Source organism: uncultured Holdemanella sp., from assembly GCF_958348295.1.
GTDB lineage: Bacteria > Bacillota_I > Bacilli_A > Erysipelotrichales > Erysipelotrichaceae > Holdemanella.
In genome coordinates, this window is record NZ_CATVYQ010000043.1 from 1 (window position 1) to 20447 (window position 20447).

20 protein-coding genes and 2 pseudogenes are annotated in these 20447 nt (G+C 32.5%); 6 read left to right on the top strand and 16 right to left on the bottom strand.

Going from position 1 to position 20447, the window contains the following annotated elements:
• Positions 1–39 precede the first annotated feature (39 nt).
• The gene (locus Q3907_RS08175; RefSeq protein WP_301897938.1) at positions 40–189 is read right to left on the bottom strand and encodes a hypothetical protein; all 150 of its coding nucleotides are present in this window, start codon (positions 187–189) and stop codon (positions 40–42) included.
• Between the two features lie 214 nt (positions 190–403).
• On the opposite strand from Q3907_RS08175, the gene Q3907_RS08180 reads away from it, so the two are divergent.
• The 5 genes and pseudogenes from Q3907_RS08180 to Q3907_RS08190 all read left to right on the top strand — a co-directional run bounded on the left by Q3907_RS08180 (position 404) and on the right by Q3907_RS08190 (position 1851).
• On the top strand, positions 404–577 hold the full coding sequence (locus Q3907_RS08180; RefSeq protein WP_278729709.1) for a hypothetical protein: 174 nt from the start codon (positions 404–406) through the stop codon (positions 575–577).
• A pseudogene (locus Q3907_RS10725) lies at positions 559–717 on the top strand (transposase zinc-binding domain-containing protein); the annotation flags it as partial. The gene Q3907_RS08180 and the pseudogene Q3907_RS10725, both read left to right, overlap by 19 nt.
• A gap of 249 nt (positions 718–966) precedes the next feature.
• Positions 967–1140: pseudogene (locus Q3907_RS10730) on the top strand (transposase); the annotation flags it as partial.
• A 112-nt stretch (positions 1141–1252) separates the two neighbouring features.
• A complete protein-coding gene (locus tag Q3907_RS08185; RefSeq protein ID WP_295645693.1) occupies positions 1253–1456 on the top strand; it encodes a transposase in 204 nt (67 codons plus the stop codon).
• Positions 1457–1686: 230 nt separating this feature from the next.
• Entirely contained in the window at positions 1687–1851 is a 165-nt protein-coding gene (locus Q3907_RS08190; protein ID WP_301897939.1) for a hypothetical protein, read from the top strand.
• A 160-nt stretch (positions 1852–2011) separates the two neighbouring features.
• On the opposite strand, the gene Q3907_RS08195 is transcribed toward Q3907_RS08190, so the two are convergent.
• The 3 genes from Q3907_RS08195 to Q3907_RS08205 form a co-directional block, all read right to left on the bottom strand.
• Positions 2012–2587 (bottom strand): peptidylprolyl isomerase, encoded by a 576-nt coding sequence (locus Q3907_RS08195; RefSeq protein ID WP_301897940.1) that lies wholly within the window; start codon positions 2585–2587, stop codon positions 2012–2014.
• Between the two features lie 87 nt (positions 2588–2674).
• Positions 2675–4171, bottom strand: a complete 1497-nt coding sequence (malQ, locus tag Q3907_RS08200) for a 4-alpha-glucanotransferase (RefSeq protein ID WP_367881501.1) — start codon at positions 4169–4171, stop codon at positions 2675–2677.
• Positions 4172–4231: 60 nt separating this feature from the next.
• Positions 4232–7396, bottom strand: coding sequence for a DEAD/DEAH box helicase (locus Q3907_RS08205; protein WP_301897941.1), 3165 nt, complete (start codon positions 7394–7396; stop codon positions 4232–4234).
• Between the two features lie 91 nt (positions 7397–7487).
• Between Q3907_RS08205 and Q3907_RS08210 the strand changes: the two genes are divergently transcribed.
• Positions 7488–7904 carry a GNAT family N-acetyltransferase gene (locus Q3907_RS08210; RefSeq protein WP_301897942.1) on the top strand — a complete coding sequence of 139 codons (417 nt, stop codon included), beginning with the start codon at positions 7488–7490 and terminating at the stop codon, positions 7902–7904.
• On the opposite strand, the gene Q3907_RS08215 is transcribed toward Q3907_RS08210, so the two are convergent.
• From Q3907_RS08215 to Q3907_RS08270, 12 genes are all read right to left on the bottom strand, one after another.
• Positions 7901–9130: a pyridoxal phosphate-dependent aminotransferase gene (locus Q3907_RS08215; protein WP_301897943.1), complete on the bottom strand. Its 1230-nt coding sequence runs from the start codon at positions 9128–9130 to the stop codon at positions 7901–7903. The genes Q3907_RS08210 and Q3907_RS08215 overlap by 4 nt on opposite strands.
• Before the next feature lie 2 nt (positions 9131–9132).
• Positions 9133–10206: a chorismate mutase gene (locus Q3907_RS08220; protein ID WP_301897944.1), complete on the bottom strand. Its 1074-nt coding sequence runs from the start codon at positions 10204–10206 to the stop codon at positions 9133–9135.
• A 163-nt stretch (positions 10207–10369) separates the two neighbouring features.
• Positions 10370–10582, bottom strand: coding sequence for an ATP-binding protein (locus Q3907_RS08225; protein WP_301897945.1), 213 nt, complete (start codon positions 10580–10582; stop codon positions 10370–10372).
• Between the two features lie 72 nt (positions 10583–10654).
• Positions 10655–12427, bottom strand: a complete 1773-nt coding sequence (gene pepF, locus Q3907_RS08230; protein ID WP_295645687.1) for an oligoendopeptidase F — start codon at positions 12425–12427, stop codon at positions 10655–10657.
• A gap of 38 nt (positions 12428–12465) precedes the next feature.
• Positions 12466–13836, bottom strand: a complete 1371-nt coding sequence (locus Q3907_RS08235; protein ID WP_301897946.1) for an ATP-binding protein — start codon at positions 13834–13836, stop codon at positions 12466–12468.
• A 101-nt stretch (positions 13837–13937) separates the two neighbouring features.
• Positions 13938–14681 carry a copper homeostasis protein CutC gene (locus tag Q3907_RS08240; protein WP_295646043.1) on the bottom strand — a complete coding sequence of 248 codons (744 nt, stop codon included), beginning with the start codon at positions 14679–14681 and terminating at the stop codon, positions 13938–13940.
• Positions 14665–15786, bottom strand: a complete 1122-nt coding sequence (locus tag Q3907_RS08245) for a Sapep family Mn(2+)-dependent dipeptidase (protein WP_301897947.1) — start codon at positions 15784–15786, stop codon at positions 14665–14667. Before Q3907_RS08245 ends, Q3907_RS08240 begins: the two co-directional genes overlap by 17 nt.
• Before the next feature lies 1 nt (position 15787).
• The gene (locus Q3907_RS08250; protein WP_301897948.1) at positions 15788–16747 is read right to left on the bottom strand and encodes a N(4)-(beta-N-acetylglucosaminyl)-L-asparaginase; all 960 of its coding nucleotides are present in this window, start codon (positions 16745–16747) and stop codon (positions 15788–15790) included.
• Positions 16748–16761: 14 nt separating this feature from the next.
• Positions 16762–17424 carry an MmcQ/YjbR family DNA-binding protein gene (locus tag Q3907_RS08255; protein ID WP_301897949.1) on the bottom strand — a complete coding sequence of 221 codons (663 nt, stop codon included), beginning with the start codon at positions 17422–17424 and terminating at the stop codon, positions 16762–16764.
• A 1-nt stretch (position 17425) separates the two neighbouring features.
• Positions 17426–18076, bottom strand: coding sequence for a nitroreductase family protein (locus Q3907_RS08260; RefSeq protein WP_301897950.1), 651 nt, complete (start codon positions 18074–18076; stop codon positions 17426–17428).
• Positions 18077–18085: 9 nt separating this feature from the next.
• A complete protein-coding gene (locus Q3907_RS08265; protein WP_301897951.1) occupies positions 18086–18973 on the bottom strand; it encodes a hypothetical protein in 888 nt (295 codons plus the stop codon).
• A 10-nt stretch (positions 18974–18983) separates the two neighbouring features.
• Positions 18984–20279, bottom strand: a complete 1296-nt coding sequence (locus tag Q3907_RS08270) for an ATP-binding protein (RefSeq protein ID WP_301897952.1) — start codon at positions 20277–20279, stop codon at positions 18984–18986.
• Positions 20280–20447 lie beyond the last annotated feature (168 nt).

The window sequence follows — 20447 nt, forward strand, 5'->3', positions numbered from 1 at the left end:
TACCACTGGTGTAAATTTTCTCTTTTTGACTAGTCCTATTTATATGCTAACATCAGCACGATCAAAACAGATCTTGAATGCCTTATGAAGCATACAATTGTACAGTTCAAGATCTTTTTTAATGATGGATTCTGCTTCTGGTTTCAAATCTTTATAATAGATTCTTTGTGACATTGAAAATACCTTCATAAGACAAGTCCTCCTGTTCTATCTGACTTTATTATACTATATTCAAAGCAGGTTTAACAGATAGATTTGAGACTTTCTAATTTATTTTATTAGTATTATTATATCACCAATATGTATATGTGATATTTATCGATATACTCACATGTTCACATTAAATTCACATTGGAACTGTATTTTTATTCAATTTAAAATGGTTTCATTCTATACTTCAATTATGGACACTACTTATCATTCGAACATTCCAATTGAAACTCTATCACTTTTAGATTGTGATGTTCGAAACTTTGATTTCAATCATCCTATTAAAAACATCTTCTTCGATAATATTGAATACATTCGAAAATTAGATGCTTCCGGTAAAGCTCGTCCTTGCATTTTGACAATGTAGAACGTTCTCTTCTTTGCCACACATGTTATCTTGGCTTTGATCAGTTTGAATGTACCGATTGTGAAAACTGGAACATTATCCCTCATTCATGCCATTCCAGGTTCTGTAATGCCTGTGATGTTAAATATGCCAAACAGCTTGCAGCCAAAGCCACTTCTTTTTGCCTTGACTGCCCTCATAGACACATTGTCTTTACTATTCCTGAAGAACTTAGAAACTGGTTCAGACAGGATCGTACTCGACTCAATCTATTGTTTGTTGCAGCTAGAAATACAATATGTATACTAGTGAACAGATCATTATTAAAGAAACTGAAGATGAAACAATTAAAGAATACTCATTATATATTCAAAGATATCCCTGTTCGTAATGAATTTGGTATGATTGCCACTCTACATAATTTTGGAAGAGACCTTAAATGGAATCCACACATCCATTGCCTTGTACCGAAACTCGTATATTCACTAAAAACAAACAAACTAAAGATGTTTCACCATTTCAATTTCTCTAGGCTTAGAAAAACATTTGATGAATTCGACTTATCCAGGAAGTTGGCGGATTAATGAAACCCGAAGAAAAGAACAGACTCTATAAAGATCATCCTAAAGGGTTCTATGTCTATGCCAAGTTCAAATCTACTGACAACGATTCCAACAATAATAAAGATATTCAAGGCTGCGTAAACTTTTCTCTCGTTACGCTGGAAGATGTGTCATGGCTGAAAATAGAATCACAGAATACAATAAAGAATCAAAAATTGTCAGTTGTTTCTACAATGATCATAAGGATGAAAAAAGATATGATATTACAGATAATGTGATTGACTTTATCAATCGCCTTATCATACATATACCCAACTATCATTTCTTAACTATTTGATAATGTCAATGCATCTAAGAAAACATTGGACAAAGTTCATGCACTTCTTGGAATCAAAAAGAATAAGGATTATTCTCGTAAAACAAGAACTAAAGCCCTTAAAAACAAACTCAGTAAATTCAGATACCGCACTCATTTGATTGATTCTTTTAATAGAGACCCAATTCAATGTAAATGTGGAGCCATTATGCAGTATACTTATACATATAATCCATTCAAGGACAACAGAAATGACAGAACATACAGAAAAAGATGTATTGATGAAATGTACAAAATACGGTTACGAAGAAGAAGTACCTAGATGGTTGATCGACGAATTATTTCCAAATGAACCTGAAGAAAACTATATGATGCACTGTCCTGAATGCGATCATAAGATGATTGTAAAAAAATAATTCAACAACTAAAGATGAATACAAAATGTTGGCTATTTTCAATAGTCCTTTTTGTCGTCCCTGACAATTCATATCTTGTGATATTTTAACACTATTTCACATTCCGTATTTCTCTATTCCAAAACCAAAATCTTAATATATAAAAAACAACTAGATTTCTCTAGTCGTTTATTTCAGATACTTTGATTGTTTTAATAACAGGCTGTTTACTTTCAGCAATCGTACCATTATCATCCATTGGATCTGCATCTTCACAAATTTGATCTACAATCTTCATTCCCTTAGTAACATGTCCAAAAGCTGTATATTGACCGTCTAATGAATCATTATCTTCTTGCATAATAAAGAATTGTGAACTTGCCGAATCATAATCCGAGCTTCTTGCCATAGATATGACACCACGTTTATGTTTGATATTATTCTTTACACCATTATCCTTAAATTCACCCTTGATTGTCTTATCTGATCCACCTGTACCATTTCCATTTGGATCTCCGCCCTGAATCATAAATCCTTTAATGATACGATGGAACGTTAACCCATCATAAAATCCTGACTTAGCTAGATCTACAAAGTTTTGTACTGTGATTGGAGCTTTTTTCCCTTCAAGCTTCAATGTAATTGTACCATAATTCTCTACTTCGATTTTTGCGATATAATTCTTCGTCTCTTTTTGACATCCAAATAAAGATATACATAAAACAAATGAACATAGAATCGTTAATAGTTTTTTCATCATTTTCCACCTCTTCCTTATTATTCTATCAACCCAAGCGAAAAAGAGCAAAAATTGATGATTTCTGCTCTATACTTAACTTTATCTTTAACGATTTGACTTTTTGATCCACTCTTTTGTACTCATAACCTTATCTGGAAATGTTTTAAAATCTTTTAATTTCCAAGTCCAGTTTTTATTCGACACAGTTCCTGGTGTATTGATGCGTGCCTCTTCTTTAAATCCACAAATATCCCAGATTGGCAATATAACAGTATCAGCATCTGTATCTAAAGCATATTGACAAAGCATTTCATTAAAAGAACGACTTGAATATCCTTGGTTTTTAAAGAATCGACGCAAACTGATACGCTTATTTGAATCATATGTATGATAATCTTCATTACATGTCGCATTATCATGTGTACCTGTGTACAATACAGAATTTTTCTTTGCCTTTTTCTTTAATTGTTTAGTTTCCATTCTAAACAATAAAACATCCATACCTGGGATTCCGTAATCCTCTTCAAGTTCAATGACTTCTGGACGAATCAGCCCTAAATCTTCTGCCACTAGAACAATATCTGGACATGCCTTTAAAATCGCATCGATTAATTTATGAGCTGGACCTAAGATCCATTTTCCTTCAATTGCAGTAGGACAAGACTCAGGTATCTTCCAATATGTGTCAAAAGCTCTAAAATGATCAATTCTTACCATGTCATAACAACGATTCATCCAACTCATACGATTGCACCAAAAAACATATCCATTTGCTTCTTGCGCATCAAAATCATAAATTGGCATTCCCCAACGTTGTCCTGTTTCACTAAAATAATCCGGAGGACAACCCGCAATAAATTCTGGTTTTCCTTCTTCATCTAATAAGAAAGCTTCTCGATTACACCATACATCCGCACTATCTAAATCAACATAGAAAGGCATATCACCCATGATTTTTAAATTTCTTGCGTGCGCATACATTTGAATTTCATCCAATTGTTTATAGAAAATAAACTGTAAAAATTCAATATAAAAGATTTCATCTTTATAATCATCTAAATCAATATCACGATTTTTTGGCCAATCTTTATATTCGTCTTCCCATTCAAACCATGGAGCTCCATTATAAAAACTCTTAAACAAAGAATAAGCAGACCAATCTTCTAACCAGAATGCATCTTGCTTAAATGCTTCAAAATCTTCTCTAAACGATTCAAATTCCTTTTTAAAAACTTTAAAGGCCTTTTGAAAATAAGGTTCCTTAAATTCACGAATCTTATCATATTCAACATAGTCTTTAAACTTATTACAATTCACAATCGAACTTTGCGTCAATAACCCCATTTCACACAAACGATCCAAGTTGATATAGATAGGATCTCCTGCAAAACTAGAATATGTTTGATATGGAGAATGAGTGGGACCTGTCATTTGTAGCGGCAATATTTGCCATATTCCGTAATCTGCATCCGCAATAATATCGATCATTCGAATTGTTTTTTGCCCTAAATCACCAATCCCTTGATTTGCAGGGATAGAGAAAACAGGACATAATATTCCTGCACTTCTATTCATATTCGCACCTTTTGTAATCCCTTTCATTACAACTATTTTATCACATTTTATGAAAAAAAGGCTATATATTTCAAAAAATATATAGCCTTAATCCATCGAAAACAAATCTTTTAACTCTTCCTTAGACAAAGTGGAAATACCACCCTTGGAATTCTCCACAAATAAATCACTCATTGCTTTTTTACGTTTCTGCATTTCATAGATTTTCTCTTCAATCGTATTCTTCATCAATAGCTGATAAACAAGAACATTCTTTGTCTGTCCAATACGATATGCACGGTCTGTCGCTTGATTTTGTGCACTCACATTCCACCAAGGATCAAAATGAATAACAGCTTGAGCTTTCGTCAAATTCAATCCCGTTCCTCCTGCCTTTAAAGAAATCAAGAATACATTTGAATCATCATTTTGAAAAGCATCTACTTCTTCTTTACGTTTCTTTTTATCTACCGCACCCGTAATCATATGATATTTGATGCCTCGTCGATCAAATTCTTCAATAAAAGAATCAAAAATACTTGTGAAACTAGAAAACAACAAAACCTTCTTATCATTCTCTTTTAGTGTTTCAATCAAATCTAAACACATCTTAAACTTCGTACTCTCTCCCGTATAGTTTTCATACAACATTCTTGGTTCGCAACAAATCTGACGTAAACGCGTCATCATCGCAAGAATCAAGATGGAATCCACCTGCTCTAATTCTAACTGCTGCTGGAGCTGCTCATTGACCTGAGCCAAATTTGCAAGATACAATTGTTTTTCTTCCGGACTAAAATTCAACCACAAATCTTTCTCAACTTTATCCGGCAAATCCTTTAACACTTGTTTTTTCGTTCTACGAAGAATGAATGGCGACACTAATTTTTGTAGCTGTGCCTGCCTTTTGTCATCTCCCATTTGAATTGGCTTTTCAAAATTCTTTGTGAAATAATTCAAACTATATAAATATCCAGGCAATAAGAAATCAAAAATACTCCACAATTCACTTAAGCCATTCTCAATTGGTGTTCCTGTCAAAGCCAAACGATGTTTACTTTTTAAAGATTTCACACTCTGCGCATTCTTCGTTTTTGGATTCTTTATAAATTGCGCCTCATCTAGAACAATATATTCAAATTCCATAGACATATATAATTCAACATCTCTACGCAAATAATCATATGTCGTTATATACAGCTCATGATTTTCTTTTATAATATCTTTACGAACATCCTGAGTTCCAGTAACACATACTGCATCGACATCAATTTTAAATTTTTCAATTTCTGACATCCAGTTATACATTAAACTACTTGGACATACAATCAAGCTTGGTTTCTCTTTTGAAACATATTGCTCATAAAATACCAATACCTGCAATGTCTTGCCAAGTCCCATATCATCGGCAAGAATTCCATTTAAATTCATATTTTTCAAATCATAAAGCCATTGTATTCCTTGTTGCTGATAGGTGCGCAATAAAGTTTTATACGCATCCTTCAATTGTATGGTTTGTTCTTTTACTTTCATTAATCGATTTGTATATTCTGTAACCGAATCATCATTGCGAACATCGAATTCTGGATTTACATCCATTAAATGAAAAGCTTGATATGCCGGTTTTTCAATTGTTTCCTTTTTGAAATCTTTAGTTGTTAAATTCATCGTGGAAGCTAACTCATCCAATTGTTCTAACCCCGTATTTTCCAAATCAATCATTTCACCATTCTTTAACTGATAAAATTTTTTCTTTTTCCGATATGCATTTAATATATGTGACAATTCATCCACATTTACGTTACTATCCAATTCCATTTTTAATAAATCATTTTGGACATAAACCTTAACGCTCAAATTCATACTACGGCGATTTTTTAATCGTTTCAATTCTTCTGAAACATATACATCTGCTTGTTTTTGAATCAACGGAATACCATAATCTAAAAAATTATAAAGTGCATCACTTCTACCTTTAAAAATTGCCTTGTTATCTTCAATCTTTACCGCATAATGCTGAATTATGGCTTCAACACTCGCTATTTGATTGGAATTGGTATTCGCAAAGAAACTCTTCTTCTGGTTATTCTCTAAATATGTTCCCCATACGACCATATTGACATTTTCTAAATCCGAATACACACGAATATTCTCTATAAGAGTTGTATACTTTTCCACATCTACATTTGTTTCTAATTTTATGTATTCCATATACGGTTGCAGGCATTGTAAATAAAAAGCTTTGAATTCTGACTTTTTAATTAACCATCCATCATTTTGTTGCAAATTATAGGCTAGTGAAGCTAAAAAACCATCTGGATCCATGGTATATTGCACAATTTCTTTATGATTCACTATATAAAGATGTTTATTGCCAATCAAAAAGCTATCATCTAGTTCTGTATTGAGTTCAAAACAATCTTCATGTTCCAACAAATTCAAAACTAGTTTTATATTTTTTTTAGACGTTTTAAATTCTGTATACTCTTTAGGCAAAGATGCATTTAGATTAAAGAAATCATCCAAACATTCTGAATAAATTTCTCCTTCTTTTTGCCAATCTTTAGTAAAAGCATATTTTAATAAAAAATTATAAATCAATTGGCTAGGCTCATCTAAATCATCATTAGTCAAGTAAATCTGTGTGTTCTTCCCAAAAGACTCCAATCTTTTCTCAAAAAAGCCGCGTAACAGATCTTGTATATTTTTTACCGTATAAGCTCGGCTTACTTGAATCTTTAATTTAAACGCAATCTGATCATAATAATATGAATTTGTGTGATATAAAGACAATCGAATTAGATTTTCATTTTCCTTAAAAAAACTATTTACTTTATCTTCTTGTTTTTCTTTTAAAAATTCAAATGCCACTTGATTCAAATCATTTATACGACGACGCTTACGTTCTAATTCTTCCTGTCGATTTTTTTCTTTTACATAGTTTTGATAATCAACATGAAACGGAAAAGTTTGTGGATTTATCGCATTGATAGCTCGTACTACACTTACTAAATGCACACACCCTGAATGTGGATCTTGACAGCAAGTGCAACTTGTAGTCAAAATCGTCCCATATTCATTAACTCTAAAATTTAAGATTTCTTCATTCCAACGCGTTTGAACAATTGCCCTTACCTCATAATACAAAATTTTATCATGTACTCTTTCAATCGAAATTCGTTCAATCTTACCTGCATAATAAGGATCGTTTGCCTCATAATAAATCCAGGAATTTTTAATAAAACGATTTAAAGACTCTTCATAAATATGCATACTCTTTTCCACCTAACTTTCCTTATATTATATCATATTTGACTTTTCATTTTTCAGTTGTTACTGTTGAAGAAAAGAAAGAAGAAAGATTATGAACGCAAAAACATATACAACCTTACCGCAAGAAGCGAAAGATATTCGTATCAAAGTATTCATGAAAGAACAAGGCTTCGAAAATGAATTTGATGATATTGATCAAATCAGTTCTCATATTGTAGTTTTCGATGAAACAAAGCCTGTCGGAACTTGTCGTTTCTTCAAAGAAAACAATCATTATACTATTGGAAGAGTTGCCGTATTAAAAGAATATCGAAATAAGCATATTGGTCATTTGTTACTAGAAAGTGCAGAAAAAGAAATTAAAAAATTAAATGGAGATTTAATTGTAGTACACGCCCAAGTTCGTGTCAGTTTATTCTACGAAAACCAAGGTTATATTCAATTTGGTCAAATCGGCGATGATGAAGGAGTTCCACATAAGTGGATGAAAAAAAGGATACAGCATTAAGCTACTGTATCCAAAATATCCTTCATCTTTTTTGCCAATCCCTTTGTCTTTTCAACAGATAAAGAACAAATCGCAACACGAATACCTAAATTTACTTTGACAGTAAAAATGTTGTTTTCCATTAATGCCTCATGGTATTTATCACGCGTTTCATTATCCATAGATAAAGTCACAAAGAAACCTTCTTTATATGGATAATGCTTTAATCCCACTTCGTTAGCCTCTTTGACAAAGATGTCACCACGTTCTTTTAATAAATTTACATAGTGCAATCTTTCTTTATCGTAATCTGCTTTATGATTGTCTAATACATCCACAAATGTAGCCATAGCTCCATTGTTGATATTTGACCAAGTCGCACGTGCATCCTTTTCAAATACGATTTTAACTTGTTCAACTGCTTCTTTTTCTTGTCCTAACACAATGGCAGCTCCACAACGAAGTCCATAGCTTGTCATTGATTTTGATAAACTAAATGCTACAATTACGACAAAATTTTTCTCAATTTGATCAAACTGTGCAAAGTATTCTTTCGCCTTTTCTTGTCTTGAAGAAAAATCAATGTACGCAATATCATTCAATAATACAACGGCATGTGTTTTTGAACATTCATTTAAGAAAGAAATGACTTCTTTCCATTCTTCTTCACTTAAAGAATAACCTGTAGGATTATGGCAAGGATCATTAATAACAATCACTAATCGATTCTGTTTTTCCATCACTCTTTTACAAGCCGCTTTAAAAGAATTTAAATTAAAATGATCTTCTTCAAATAAACTATACTTTTCCACATTTAAATTGTGCATCTGTGCCATTAACGCATAAGATCCCCATGCGATTTCTGGCAAGATAACTGTTTGACCTTCATCTAAACACTCTTGTAAAGTCATACCAACAGCACCAGTTCCTCCAGGTGTTGCGATCACTTCATGTTCTAAGTGTGAATTTCCATTCAACACCCAGTCATATACTTTTTTTCTAAAGTCTGGATTTCCTCTAAAACTAGCCGCGTACGCTGCCAATACTTTATTATCTAAATTCTTTAATGAACTATATACACTATCCAAGGCAACCAAAGTACCTTCTTCATCATATAAAGAACCGATTGTCGCATCGACAACATTTTCAGATCCCACTCTAGCCTTAGCTTCCTTTGCCTTGGCAACAATCGAGAATACAGTATCTACGATTGGTGTTTGATTGACACTTTCCTTCACAAAATTCATGCTTATTTTTCCTCCTTTAAAGTATATGCTCCCAATACTTTTACACTTTCACATACAGACTGTATCTCATGAATACAATCATCTGCCTTTGACATATCTCCCTCTATTTCAACAAAGAAAAAATATTCAAATGGCTTATTTTTCATTGGCCTAGACTGAATACTTTCCATATTCAATCCATTCTTGGCAATACAATCAATAATTTTAGCCAAAGCTCCACTTTCATGTTTAACGGATAAAACCATACTAAAACGATTCCCCTTTATTTGTGGCTTTAATCCAATCACCAAGAATCGCGTTGTATTTGTCGCATTTTCTTGAATGTTTGTAGCCAACACCTTTAAGCCATACAGCTCTGCATTTTCCTTAGCACCAATAGCTGCTTTATGCACATCCTTCTGTGCTGATATATATTGAGCTGCCATCGCCGTATTTGGATAGGCTACCGTTTGTACATTTAATTCCTTTAAAAATTCTTTAGATTGTGAAAGTGCTTGATCCTTTGAATAGACCCACTCCACATCTTTCAATGTACTGCCAGGAACTCCAAGTAAACATTGTTCAATCTTTTGATCATAAATTGACTGAATATACACTGGATATTCCATTAATAAATCTAAAACTTCTCCAACCAATCCAGAATTCGTATTCTCAAAAGGAATCACACCATATTGTACGTCTGAATGAACAATCATTTGAAAGACTTCCTCAAAACTAGAAACACCCACTTTTGGATTGGAAGGAAACAACTTTTCACTCACCATATGTCCAAAGGCACCTTCAACCCCACAATATCCGACTTTATCATGCGACTGCAACGTTCTTTGGTAGGCCTTCGATTCTTTCATAATAAACTTTATAAAAGACTCATAATATTCTTTATAATCCGGATTTTGAATAAACTGCAAATTTTTCTCAATCACAGCCTGCTCTCTACCCGAATCTAGAATTGGTAAATCATTTTCTATTTTATACGCAATCACATCTTTAACTGCATCCAATCGTGCTTCATACAGCTTAGCCATTTCACGATCGATTGCATCTATTTGTGCGCGTGCTTGTTCTAACTTATTCATTAATTCACCTCGTGAATATCATACCATAGTTTTCATATATTTTCTGAAAATGAATGATATAAATCATCCAACGTATATAGAATTATATTTGAATCATTCGTTAAATCAAAACCAGATTTCGAAAAAAAGCCCTATTTATAACATGACATATTTACATTTTTACTCATTCAATCTCTTGATCTACAACAGCCTGTGTTACTTTAGAATTTTTGTACTTGCATTCTTGAATATACTCCCCCTCAAAATCTTCGATGGCTTTCTTGATTAATTCTGTTTTTCCGATTCGCCTTCGTCCATATATTAATACAGATTCTTGTCGATTTGATGAAAATACGCGATTTAAAATCTCAAGCTCGTTTTCTCTACCTACAAACATAAGCCCTCCATTTTTAGTCATTTTTTTTACTAATATTTATCTGACTAAAAAAATAGAAAGTCAAATGACTTTCTACTTCATAATACTTTCAAATTCATCAATTAAAGAATCAAACAAATCAATCGCATCTTCCACTGGTTTTGGACTTGCCATATCAACACCAGCCATGCGTAATAATTCGACTGGAGATTTTGTACATCCTCCTTTTAAGAAAGATAAGTACGCTTCAATATCGGCTTGTGTTCCATGAAGCAATTTTTGTGATAGAGCCATAGCTGCACTAAATCCTGTCGCATATTGGTATACATAGAAGTTCATATAGAAATGTGGAATACGAGCCCATTCCATACTAATTTCATCATCTACAATCACATCTTCACCATAATAGAATTTATTTAAATCCGCATAAATCTGATTCAATGCATCACTTGTCAAAACTTCATTGTTTGCGGTTTTTTCATTGATGATTTTTTCAAATTCCGCAAACATACACTGTCTAAACAATGTAGTTCTAAATTGTTCCATAAAGTGATTAATCAAATAAGCCTGGAATTTTGGATCTGAATTTTGTTTGCGCAAATAATCCATCAATAAAGCTTCATTACAAGTACTGGCAACTTCAGCCACAAATATTTTATAATGACGGTCTAATGGAGCCTGATATTTTGTAGACATATAGGAATGCATCGCATGACCCATTTCATGAGCTAAAGTAAATTCTGTGTCTAAAGAATCCGCAAAGTTCATCAATACAAATGGGTGTACTCTTTGTCCACTTGAATAAGCACCTGAGCGTTTACCTTCATTTTCATATACATCAATCCAACGAGAATTCAATCCTCTTTCATACACCTTGGCATATTCAGTTCCATACAATTGAATGGAATGTAAAACATCTTCTTTGGCTTGTTCAAAAGAAACAGGAACATTACATTCATTGACCATAGGAACATATAGATCATACATATGAAGTTTATCTTTTTTCATAACTTCTTTACGCACTCGCATATATTTATGTAAAACATGAATATTTTTATGTACTGTTTCAATCAATTGTTCATACACTTTTGGTGAAACATTATTCGCATCTACAGCACATTCTAAACTAGATGCATATTTGCGTGCTGTACTATTAAATTTCAACTGATTTGTCTGTCCATTTAAACAAGCAGCCAAAGTATGGATCATAGACCCATATCCTGCATAGAAATTGCGATACGCACTTTCTCTTAATACTTCATCTTCCTGCTCTAACATATGGATGAATGTACCTGTAGTTAAAGTGTGTTTATTTCCTTTTGAATCAATCGCATCTTCAAATTTTAAATCCGCATTGTTCAACATCCCAAAAATTGAATAAGGCGTATCTTGCATCAATGAACTAGATGCCATTAATTTTTCTTCCGTTTCAGATAATACGTGTTCTTTTAAACGACATACTTCTTCTAGATATACACGATATCTTTCTAAGATGGGTTCAGAAATATAGAATGATTCTAAATTTTCAATGTGCATAATTTGTACATCACTAAAAGATAGTTTAGTAAAAATTTCAATCGCTAACGCATTGGCCTTTCCTTTTAATTCTTGATGATGTGCATCTGCCGTATCTTGATCGGACAATAATGAGGCATAGCCTAAACAATCATCTAATAAACATGTTAATTTTTCATATCCCTTTAAAAAGGATAATAAGTTGGATGCATCATCCAATTTTCCATCGTATGCACAAAGCTCATTTCCTAATTCTTTACAAGTATCTAAACAAGCTAGAAATGCAGCTTCATCTTTAAATATATCTTCTGTTTTCCAAGTATTTTCTATTTTTTGTTCATTACGCTTCACAATAAACAACCTCCATTAATACGTCTATTGTAGCACATCTACATCATTTCAAACGAAACTAATCGAATATCATTATTTTTTGCATATTCTATCGCATCTTCTGTAAAGCCAGATTTAGAAAATGCCATTAAACTCTTATTTTTATATTTAAAAATATCTTTTCGGCTATTTAAAACAGTTAAAACTCGACTATCTAATTTTTTATTTCTCCACTTACATTCACACAATAAGCACGAATCTGAATTTATGGCTACTATATCGATTTCTGCTTCTTCTTTTCTTATTGGATCATTTCCCCACCACTTTCCAATCTTTTCCGGAATAAACGGTAATGTCAGGAAAACTTGTTCTTGATATATATATTCTGTACACATTTTTTCAAAAACATACCCCATATAATCCGATATTTTTGGTTTAACGTATTGACCATATATAATATGGCCCAAACCCATTTGTATATTTGAATAATTTGGTCTTACAAATTTGTACCAAAACAAAAACATTGTATCTTTTATTTCATATATTGTTTTTCGACTTGATTCTTTTTCAGTAACAGGATATATTTTTTCGACTATGTTTAATTCAATCAAAGACTTCAATAAACTACTGCAAGCAGACGTATCTAGACCCACTTTATTTGCGATTTCATTTAAACGACTAGCCCCCGAAGCAATGGCACCAAGTATACTATTATAGCTTGCGGGATTTCGCATTTCTTGTTTTAAAAGATTAGTTGCTTCTTCAAAAAAAGTTCCATTTTCATTAAAAAACAAATCTAATATATTCTCATCTAAAGATTTGTTTGTATCTATTTTTGAAAGATATTCAGGAATTCCTCCTGTTATGCCATATGCGATTGCCTGACTTTCTTTATCATAATTCACAAGCATTTTTTGCGTTTCTAAATATGTGAAAGGGGTAATTTTAAATTGTGCACTTCTTCGACCATATAGTGGGCTTTTATATCCCAACACTTGATTTTCCATGAAACTCATACTTGAACCACACAGAATTAAAAACATATTTTTATCTTTCCAGCATAAATCAATATGCTTTTGAATAACAGAAGAAATAGGCGGATAACTTTCGGCTAAATATGGATATTCATCAATCGCAAGAACTATTTTTTGATTTGTTTCTAACATTTTATCAATCGCATTAAATAAGCTTTCAAATGAATCATATACGATTGCATTATTCTTCGAAACCACTCGCGACAATCCAATTAAATTTTCTCTTTGAGTCCCTTCCAACGAAACGTACGATAAACTCTCTTTATTTTTCAAAAATTCACGAATCAAAGTTGTTTTTCCAACTCTTCGGCACCCATAGATTACCGCAAACTGAAATTCATTCGTTGAATACATTCTTTCTAATTTTGTTAATTCGCTTTCTCTACCAACAAACATGTATAAAATCTCCATTTACTAAGTTATGACTTACTTAGTTATAACTTAGTAAATTACATCATTCCTTACAACTTTGTACAAGAAAAGACGGGAACCCCGTCTTACTTGATACTATCTACTAATTTTTTTACCAATTCCACATCCACTACATCATAATCATTTTCATGTGGACTAGCCAAGTAACTATATGAAACACCGTTTTTTGTTGTGGTTGTATCTGTTTTGTAGTTTTTACAAGACGAATGCACCTGATATACACCTGTATAATTCATCATCATTTTTGCGTTTTCTGCATTCATTCCACTACCAGGAAGAATTTGAATCTTTTCTCCATATTGATTATTCAATACTTTAATCAAATCAATTCCTTCCATGGCTTTTGATTTTTGTCCACTTGTAAGTACGCGATCTGCCCCTAAATCAATTAATGTTTCAATGGCTTCAAATGCATCTGGCGTAACATCAAAAGCTCTATGGAATACAGCTTCCTTATTATATGAATGAATCAAATCAATCATTCTTTTTGTGTCTTCTTCACAAATTGTGCCATCTTCATTTAAGAAACCAAACGCAATTCCATCAGCTCCATGCTCTAAAAGAATCTTGGCATCTTCAAACATAATTTCTACATCTTCTTTTTCATAACAAAAACCAGCAGCACGCACACGTACCATACAAATTACGGTTAAGTCTGTTTCTTTTTTCACACGAATTAGACTTGCGACACTTGGCGTTAAGCCACCAACACTTAACGCACTGTTTAATTCAACCCTCTTTGCGTTACCTTGATATGCAGCTATACAATCTTGATAGCTACCTGCACATACTTCAATCATTCTCTCCATTTGCCAACCTCACTATACTTAATGCGTATATTTTCGTATTTAAAATCAAATCACTCTGATCCATCCATTCATTCGGATTGTGTCCAATGCCCTTTTGTCCAGGGAAACTCGGTCCAAAAGGAACTATATTTGGCATGATCTTCGCATACGTTCCACCTGTAGTTGTAACTGGCGTACCATCCATGCCTGTTACCCTTTCATAGGTAGCCTTTAATGTTTGGCACAAAAATCCATTTTTATCAAAATAAACAGGATCATAATTATGTATACATTCTACTTGTAGCTCTTTGCTTAATTTAGATTTGATTACCTTCTCTATTGTATCATTACTAACACTTGCAGGATAGCTAAAAGAGAAATCAAAACCAAGTTTTCCTTCTAGATCCACCAATTTTTTATTATTCAACTGCATTTTACCAAATTCAAAATTCTCAATATTTAGCCCTAATTTATTTCCAAATCCATTGTCCGATAAAATATATTCGTTAATAAATTGATTGAATACTGTCTTATTTTCAATATCCGTACTCACACGATAAGTACTTCTTCCTCTTTCTGCATATACAACTGGATATTTACAATCGGGTGTCCAACCCATAATAGGTGGTTTTCTGACTTTAAGAAAATGCTTTAAATCCTCAAATCCCGTTTCTTCATTTGTTCCAAACAAAATATAAACAGGACGCTTTAGCTGAATTTTCAATTCCTTTATGGCATATAATGCGTATAAACAAGATAGAGTAGGCCCTTTATTATCTAAGATTCCTCTTGAATAAATTCTACCCTTTTCATCTTCATAAGCTGAGAATGGAGGATGATTCCATCCTTCTCCTACAGGCACAACATCTAAATGTCCCATAATACCAATATAATCTTCACCTGTACCATATTTGGCAATGCCCACCATATGATCGACGTTTTCTGTTTCAAAACCCAATTCACAAGCTAATTTCAATGTTTCTTCTAAAGCTTTGTTCACGCCCTCACCAAAAGGCATGCCAGGCTTTGCTTCACTTTGTACACTATCAATTTGAACAATTCTTTTGATTCCTAAAATCATCTCATCACTGATTTCATCGATTTTCTTTAACAATTCCTCTTCCATATTATTTCCTAACTAATGGAGCTGTACGTGTAGCCATATAGTTGTCCATCCATTCTTTACTTGCAACTTCAAATGTACATTTGCCGTCCTTATCATGATTTACTAAATATACTGTTGGGGCTTGCTTTTCAGTTGCCACCACAAAACTAAAGCCTTCAATATTTGTAGCACAACCCCATTCACCTTTATTATTCATCGCAATCAAAGACATGTCTCCTGCTTTTCCTCTTCTTCGCTTTAATTCCAAATCAAAATCGTGTACAGCTTTTTCACAAGCCTGTTGAGGATGCATACCTTCTTTCATTAGACGAACAATTTCATAAGAGACGCAACCTTTCATAACATCTTCACCTAAACCTGTAGCGCTAGCTCCGCCGACAAAAGAATCTACATAGAATCCAGAACCACATACAGGGGAATCACCTAAACGTCCTGGATGTTTCATAAACAACCCAGAAGTACTTGTTGCACTTGTCATGTGTCCATCATAATCTAGACAAACCATACCGACCGTGTCATGTCCTGAATATGGTTTTAATTCCATATTTGTGATTTCTTTTATACGATTGTGATAATGGATCTTAGCACGATCTGTAAGCATTGTTTTTCTTTCAAAACCATGTCTTGAAGCATATTTTTCAGCGCCTTGACCCACTAAGAAATTGTTGACATCATAGTGCATTAGACTACGTGCAATACTAACAGGGTTGGCAAAATCTTTAATGCCTCCAACACATCCAAATTCTAGTGTATCTCCGTCCATAAAAGCAGCATCTAATTCGACTTCCAATTCTTCATTTGGAAGTCCTCCATATCCTACACTTTTATAGTATTCAAAATCCTCTACAGCTTTGATTGCTTCTTCAATCGAATCCGCTGCACTTTCGTTATTTTTTAACATAGAATCTGCTTTTGAAATTCCTTCTAAAGCCATTCTCCATGTTGCGATAATTCCGTACATATCATTCTCTCCTTTTATTTTGTTAAATCAAAACTACATTGTATTAGTTTCATTATTTTATCGTCACTAATTGTTTCATCTAATGCGATAGATACCCACATCTTATGGTTCATATGGAAGGCCGGATAAATTCCTTTTATCTCACATAATTCATCTCTTTTTGAAGTATCTATTTTTACATTTATAATATTCAACATATGTCCATCTCCATTTTTCAAAAGGGCATCTATCGAAACATACATAATAAGTGAAAACCATTTTCGAGTATCTAAATGGCGAAATACACCATTGTCATCATTCCATGGAAAGTCTGGTTTTATCCCATAGGTTTCATAAATCTGATTTGTAATGCGATTGGCCTGTTCAAACGCAAAGAACACATTTGTACAGCATGTATCCGCAATTCGTTTTAATATGGATTTGTATGCTTCACGAACTTTACAAACATACTCTCCATCAAAGGACCCAATGCGTAGTGGTATATATTCTTCATCACTATTATTATCAATAACTTTACCTTTTAAAACATCCGATATTTCAATGATGGCTTTAAAATTTGAATCCAAAAAATATTCTGTATAAACATATGTGTTATTCTCAAAAGAAAAGCCAAATTCTTTCAATTTTTCAAAATTAAACTTCTTCTTTAAAAAGAATTCATCTTCAATATGTATCATATTAACTCCATTCAAAATTTGATTTACCTGCACCAAGCTCAAAGAAATATTTTCCTATACCTAAATCAACTTGTGATAAAGGCCCACTTTTTACTTTAAAACTCACTTTATTTCCTACACCATTTACTATATATGGCTGTCTATTTAGAGCACTTGGAGCTAAAAGTAAAGCTTTGATACCTGAATTAAACCATTCCGGAACTTTTCCTTTATAATGGCTCACTTGATCAGCCGTCTTTGATTTATGTGGTACACCTTGCGTTTTTCCATATCCAATCGCAATCACACCATTCACTCTAACATTTTTATCATCAAGATGTTTTAAGGCATTTTTACCATTGAACATGCCTCCGCACCACCATGTATTTAAGCCAAGGCTTTGGGCATACAAAATTAAATCAGCCCCACAATAGCCTATCTTTTCATCTAAATCTGAACTATCTTTACCTGCTAAAATAATATAATTTTGTACTGTATTATTCGACATAATTTTAGCCAAACTAGAAATACCATCTGATTCATTCGTAACAAGTTTAAATGTCAAATCATACAATCTATTATTTTGTTCAATACGTGCATTTAATAAACTTACTAATTCAACATCTAATAGTTTATCTAAATATTTACGTACTGTATGTCTTTTTTCTATCATGTGAACCTCCTAAAATAAGTCTAGCATTGCATCTAAATACATTTCTTCACGCACGTGGATTTGGTATTGCGGTTTTACCATGTAGTAAAGAATAAATTCTAACAACAAAGCATTTCCTAAGTCTCTTCCTTCGATTTTAAAGTTTGAATATCCCATAGGAACATAAATATTTAAAATGTCATCTAAACTAATAAATGCAGGACTTTCCATGACTCTAGAAAAGCGATAGCCTTCATTCGAATAAGGCGCCTTGCATATATGATCCATACAATCAATGCCCAAATTCTGTTTACTAACCGTTTTATAGCAATCCCTTCGGTCTTTACAACCATACCAGCAGCATTCATTACATAGAAATTCCACCTTTGGTTTATATGATTCAGAAAGTGAATTTAACTTCTCAAATTGTTTATTCAGTCGAAAATCAGGGACTACATACGTAAAGTCCGGATTTTCTACTTCCTTTTTAAAATCATTAAAATCTGTTAATACTTTTGTGGTAGAAGATACGTAATATAGATTTGGATATTTAGATTTCAAATATTCCATCAATATATCCGAATGAATAATAATTCCATTATTTAAATCTAAATTCAACAATCGACATAATTCATTGCATTTTATATCAGATAAATGTTTTTCTTCTATTAAAGAATTACTAAATGTAAGACGAGCTGATATATTATATTTCTTCATTAAATCTAACACTTTTTTTGGATCATGATCTTCATAACTGATGCGTCCACCAGACCATATACAATCAGATGGCGAGCCATAGATAGATCCAATCTTACACCAGTCATAGAAGTATTCTGGTTTATTTTTAAACAGGGGCAAAAACTTTTTATAAAATTCATAGAATTCAAATAAGCCCGGTAAATGATAATATACATTCATATTCTTAACTTTATTCTTTAGAACGAATATATTCCATTGATGCATATAATGGAACATTTTCCATCCATCCTTGTTTCTTATAGCCTAACATTGAAAACCGTACAGGGCATAACGCATGATCTGCATCATATACCGTTTTTAAACTTTTTGATTTAACATTCTCTTCTGCTTTTACTTCTATTGGATAAACCACATCTTTTTGAACAAGAAAATCAAGTTCTAGTGTAGAATTTTCTTTTGAATAATAGTACAAAGTCTCCTTATTCGCGATTAGTTCTTGTGCCACAAATTGTTCAGTAAATGCACCTTTATATTCAGAAAAAAAGTTTTCATCTGTTAGAACTTCTTTTGCGGATACGTTTGCCATAGCTTGCAACAAGCCTAAGTCTAACACAAACAATTTAAATGCATTAAGGTCCTCATAAAATTTCAATGGCTTTTCTATTTTATTCACGCGATTTACTTTATGTATTAATCCTGCATGAATCAACCAATCAATCGCATCCTCAAATTCTTTTGCACGACCACCCTTTTTTAATGCACCATAAACAAATTTTTTATTCTCTTTTGATAATTGCGAAGGAATTGATCTCCAAACCATTCTTACTTTTGCTAAAAGAGCAGGTGGAATATGTTTAGAAAAATCTTGTTCGTAATCATTTAAAATTGTATTTTGTGTATTTCTAACTTCTTTCAAATCATAGTTTAAAAAATAAGAATCTACCACTTCCGGCATTCCACCCACATAGTAGTATTGACGTAATAAATCTGTATATGTAACAGACAATGATGAAATTTCTTCCCATCTATGCGACTCTAATAACTCTAAAAGGTGTACTTTACCAGATGCTTCAATAAATTCTGAAAAAGTCATCGGATACATTTTTAATCGATCTACCTTTCCTACAGGGAAACCAGTCCCTCCATGAAGACTTACTCCCAAAAGACTACCTGCCACTATGATATGATATTGCCTTGCTTCCTCACAAAAATATTTTAATGCGGTTATCGCGAGAGGCACTTCCTGTATTTCATCTAATACTATTAAAGTATCTTCTGGAACAATTGTTTCGTTTGTGATTGCACTAAAAGAACGAATCAATCTTTCTATATTAAAATCAAAAAACAATGACTTCATTTCTACAATACGATCACAATTTATATATGCTACATTTTTATACTCATTTTTACCAAATTCTTTAATAACCCAAGTTTTTCCAACTTGTCTTGCCCCATCAATAATAAGGGGTTTTCTCAATTTATTTCTTTTCCATCGCAATAAGTCTTTATATATGCTTCTTTTCATCTCTATCACCATCCTTATTTTACATTTTTATGAGGGAATATTCAATTTTAATTACATTTTTATGAGCGAATAATTTAAAACGATTTCACTTTTATGAGGGAATAATTTAATTTAATTACATTTTTATGAGTGAATAATTTAATTTAATTACATTTTTATGAGGGGATA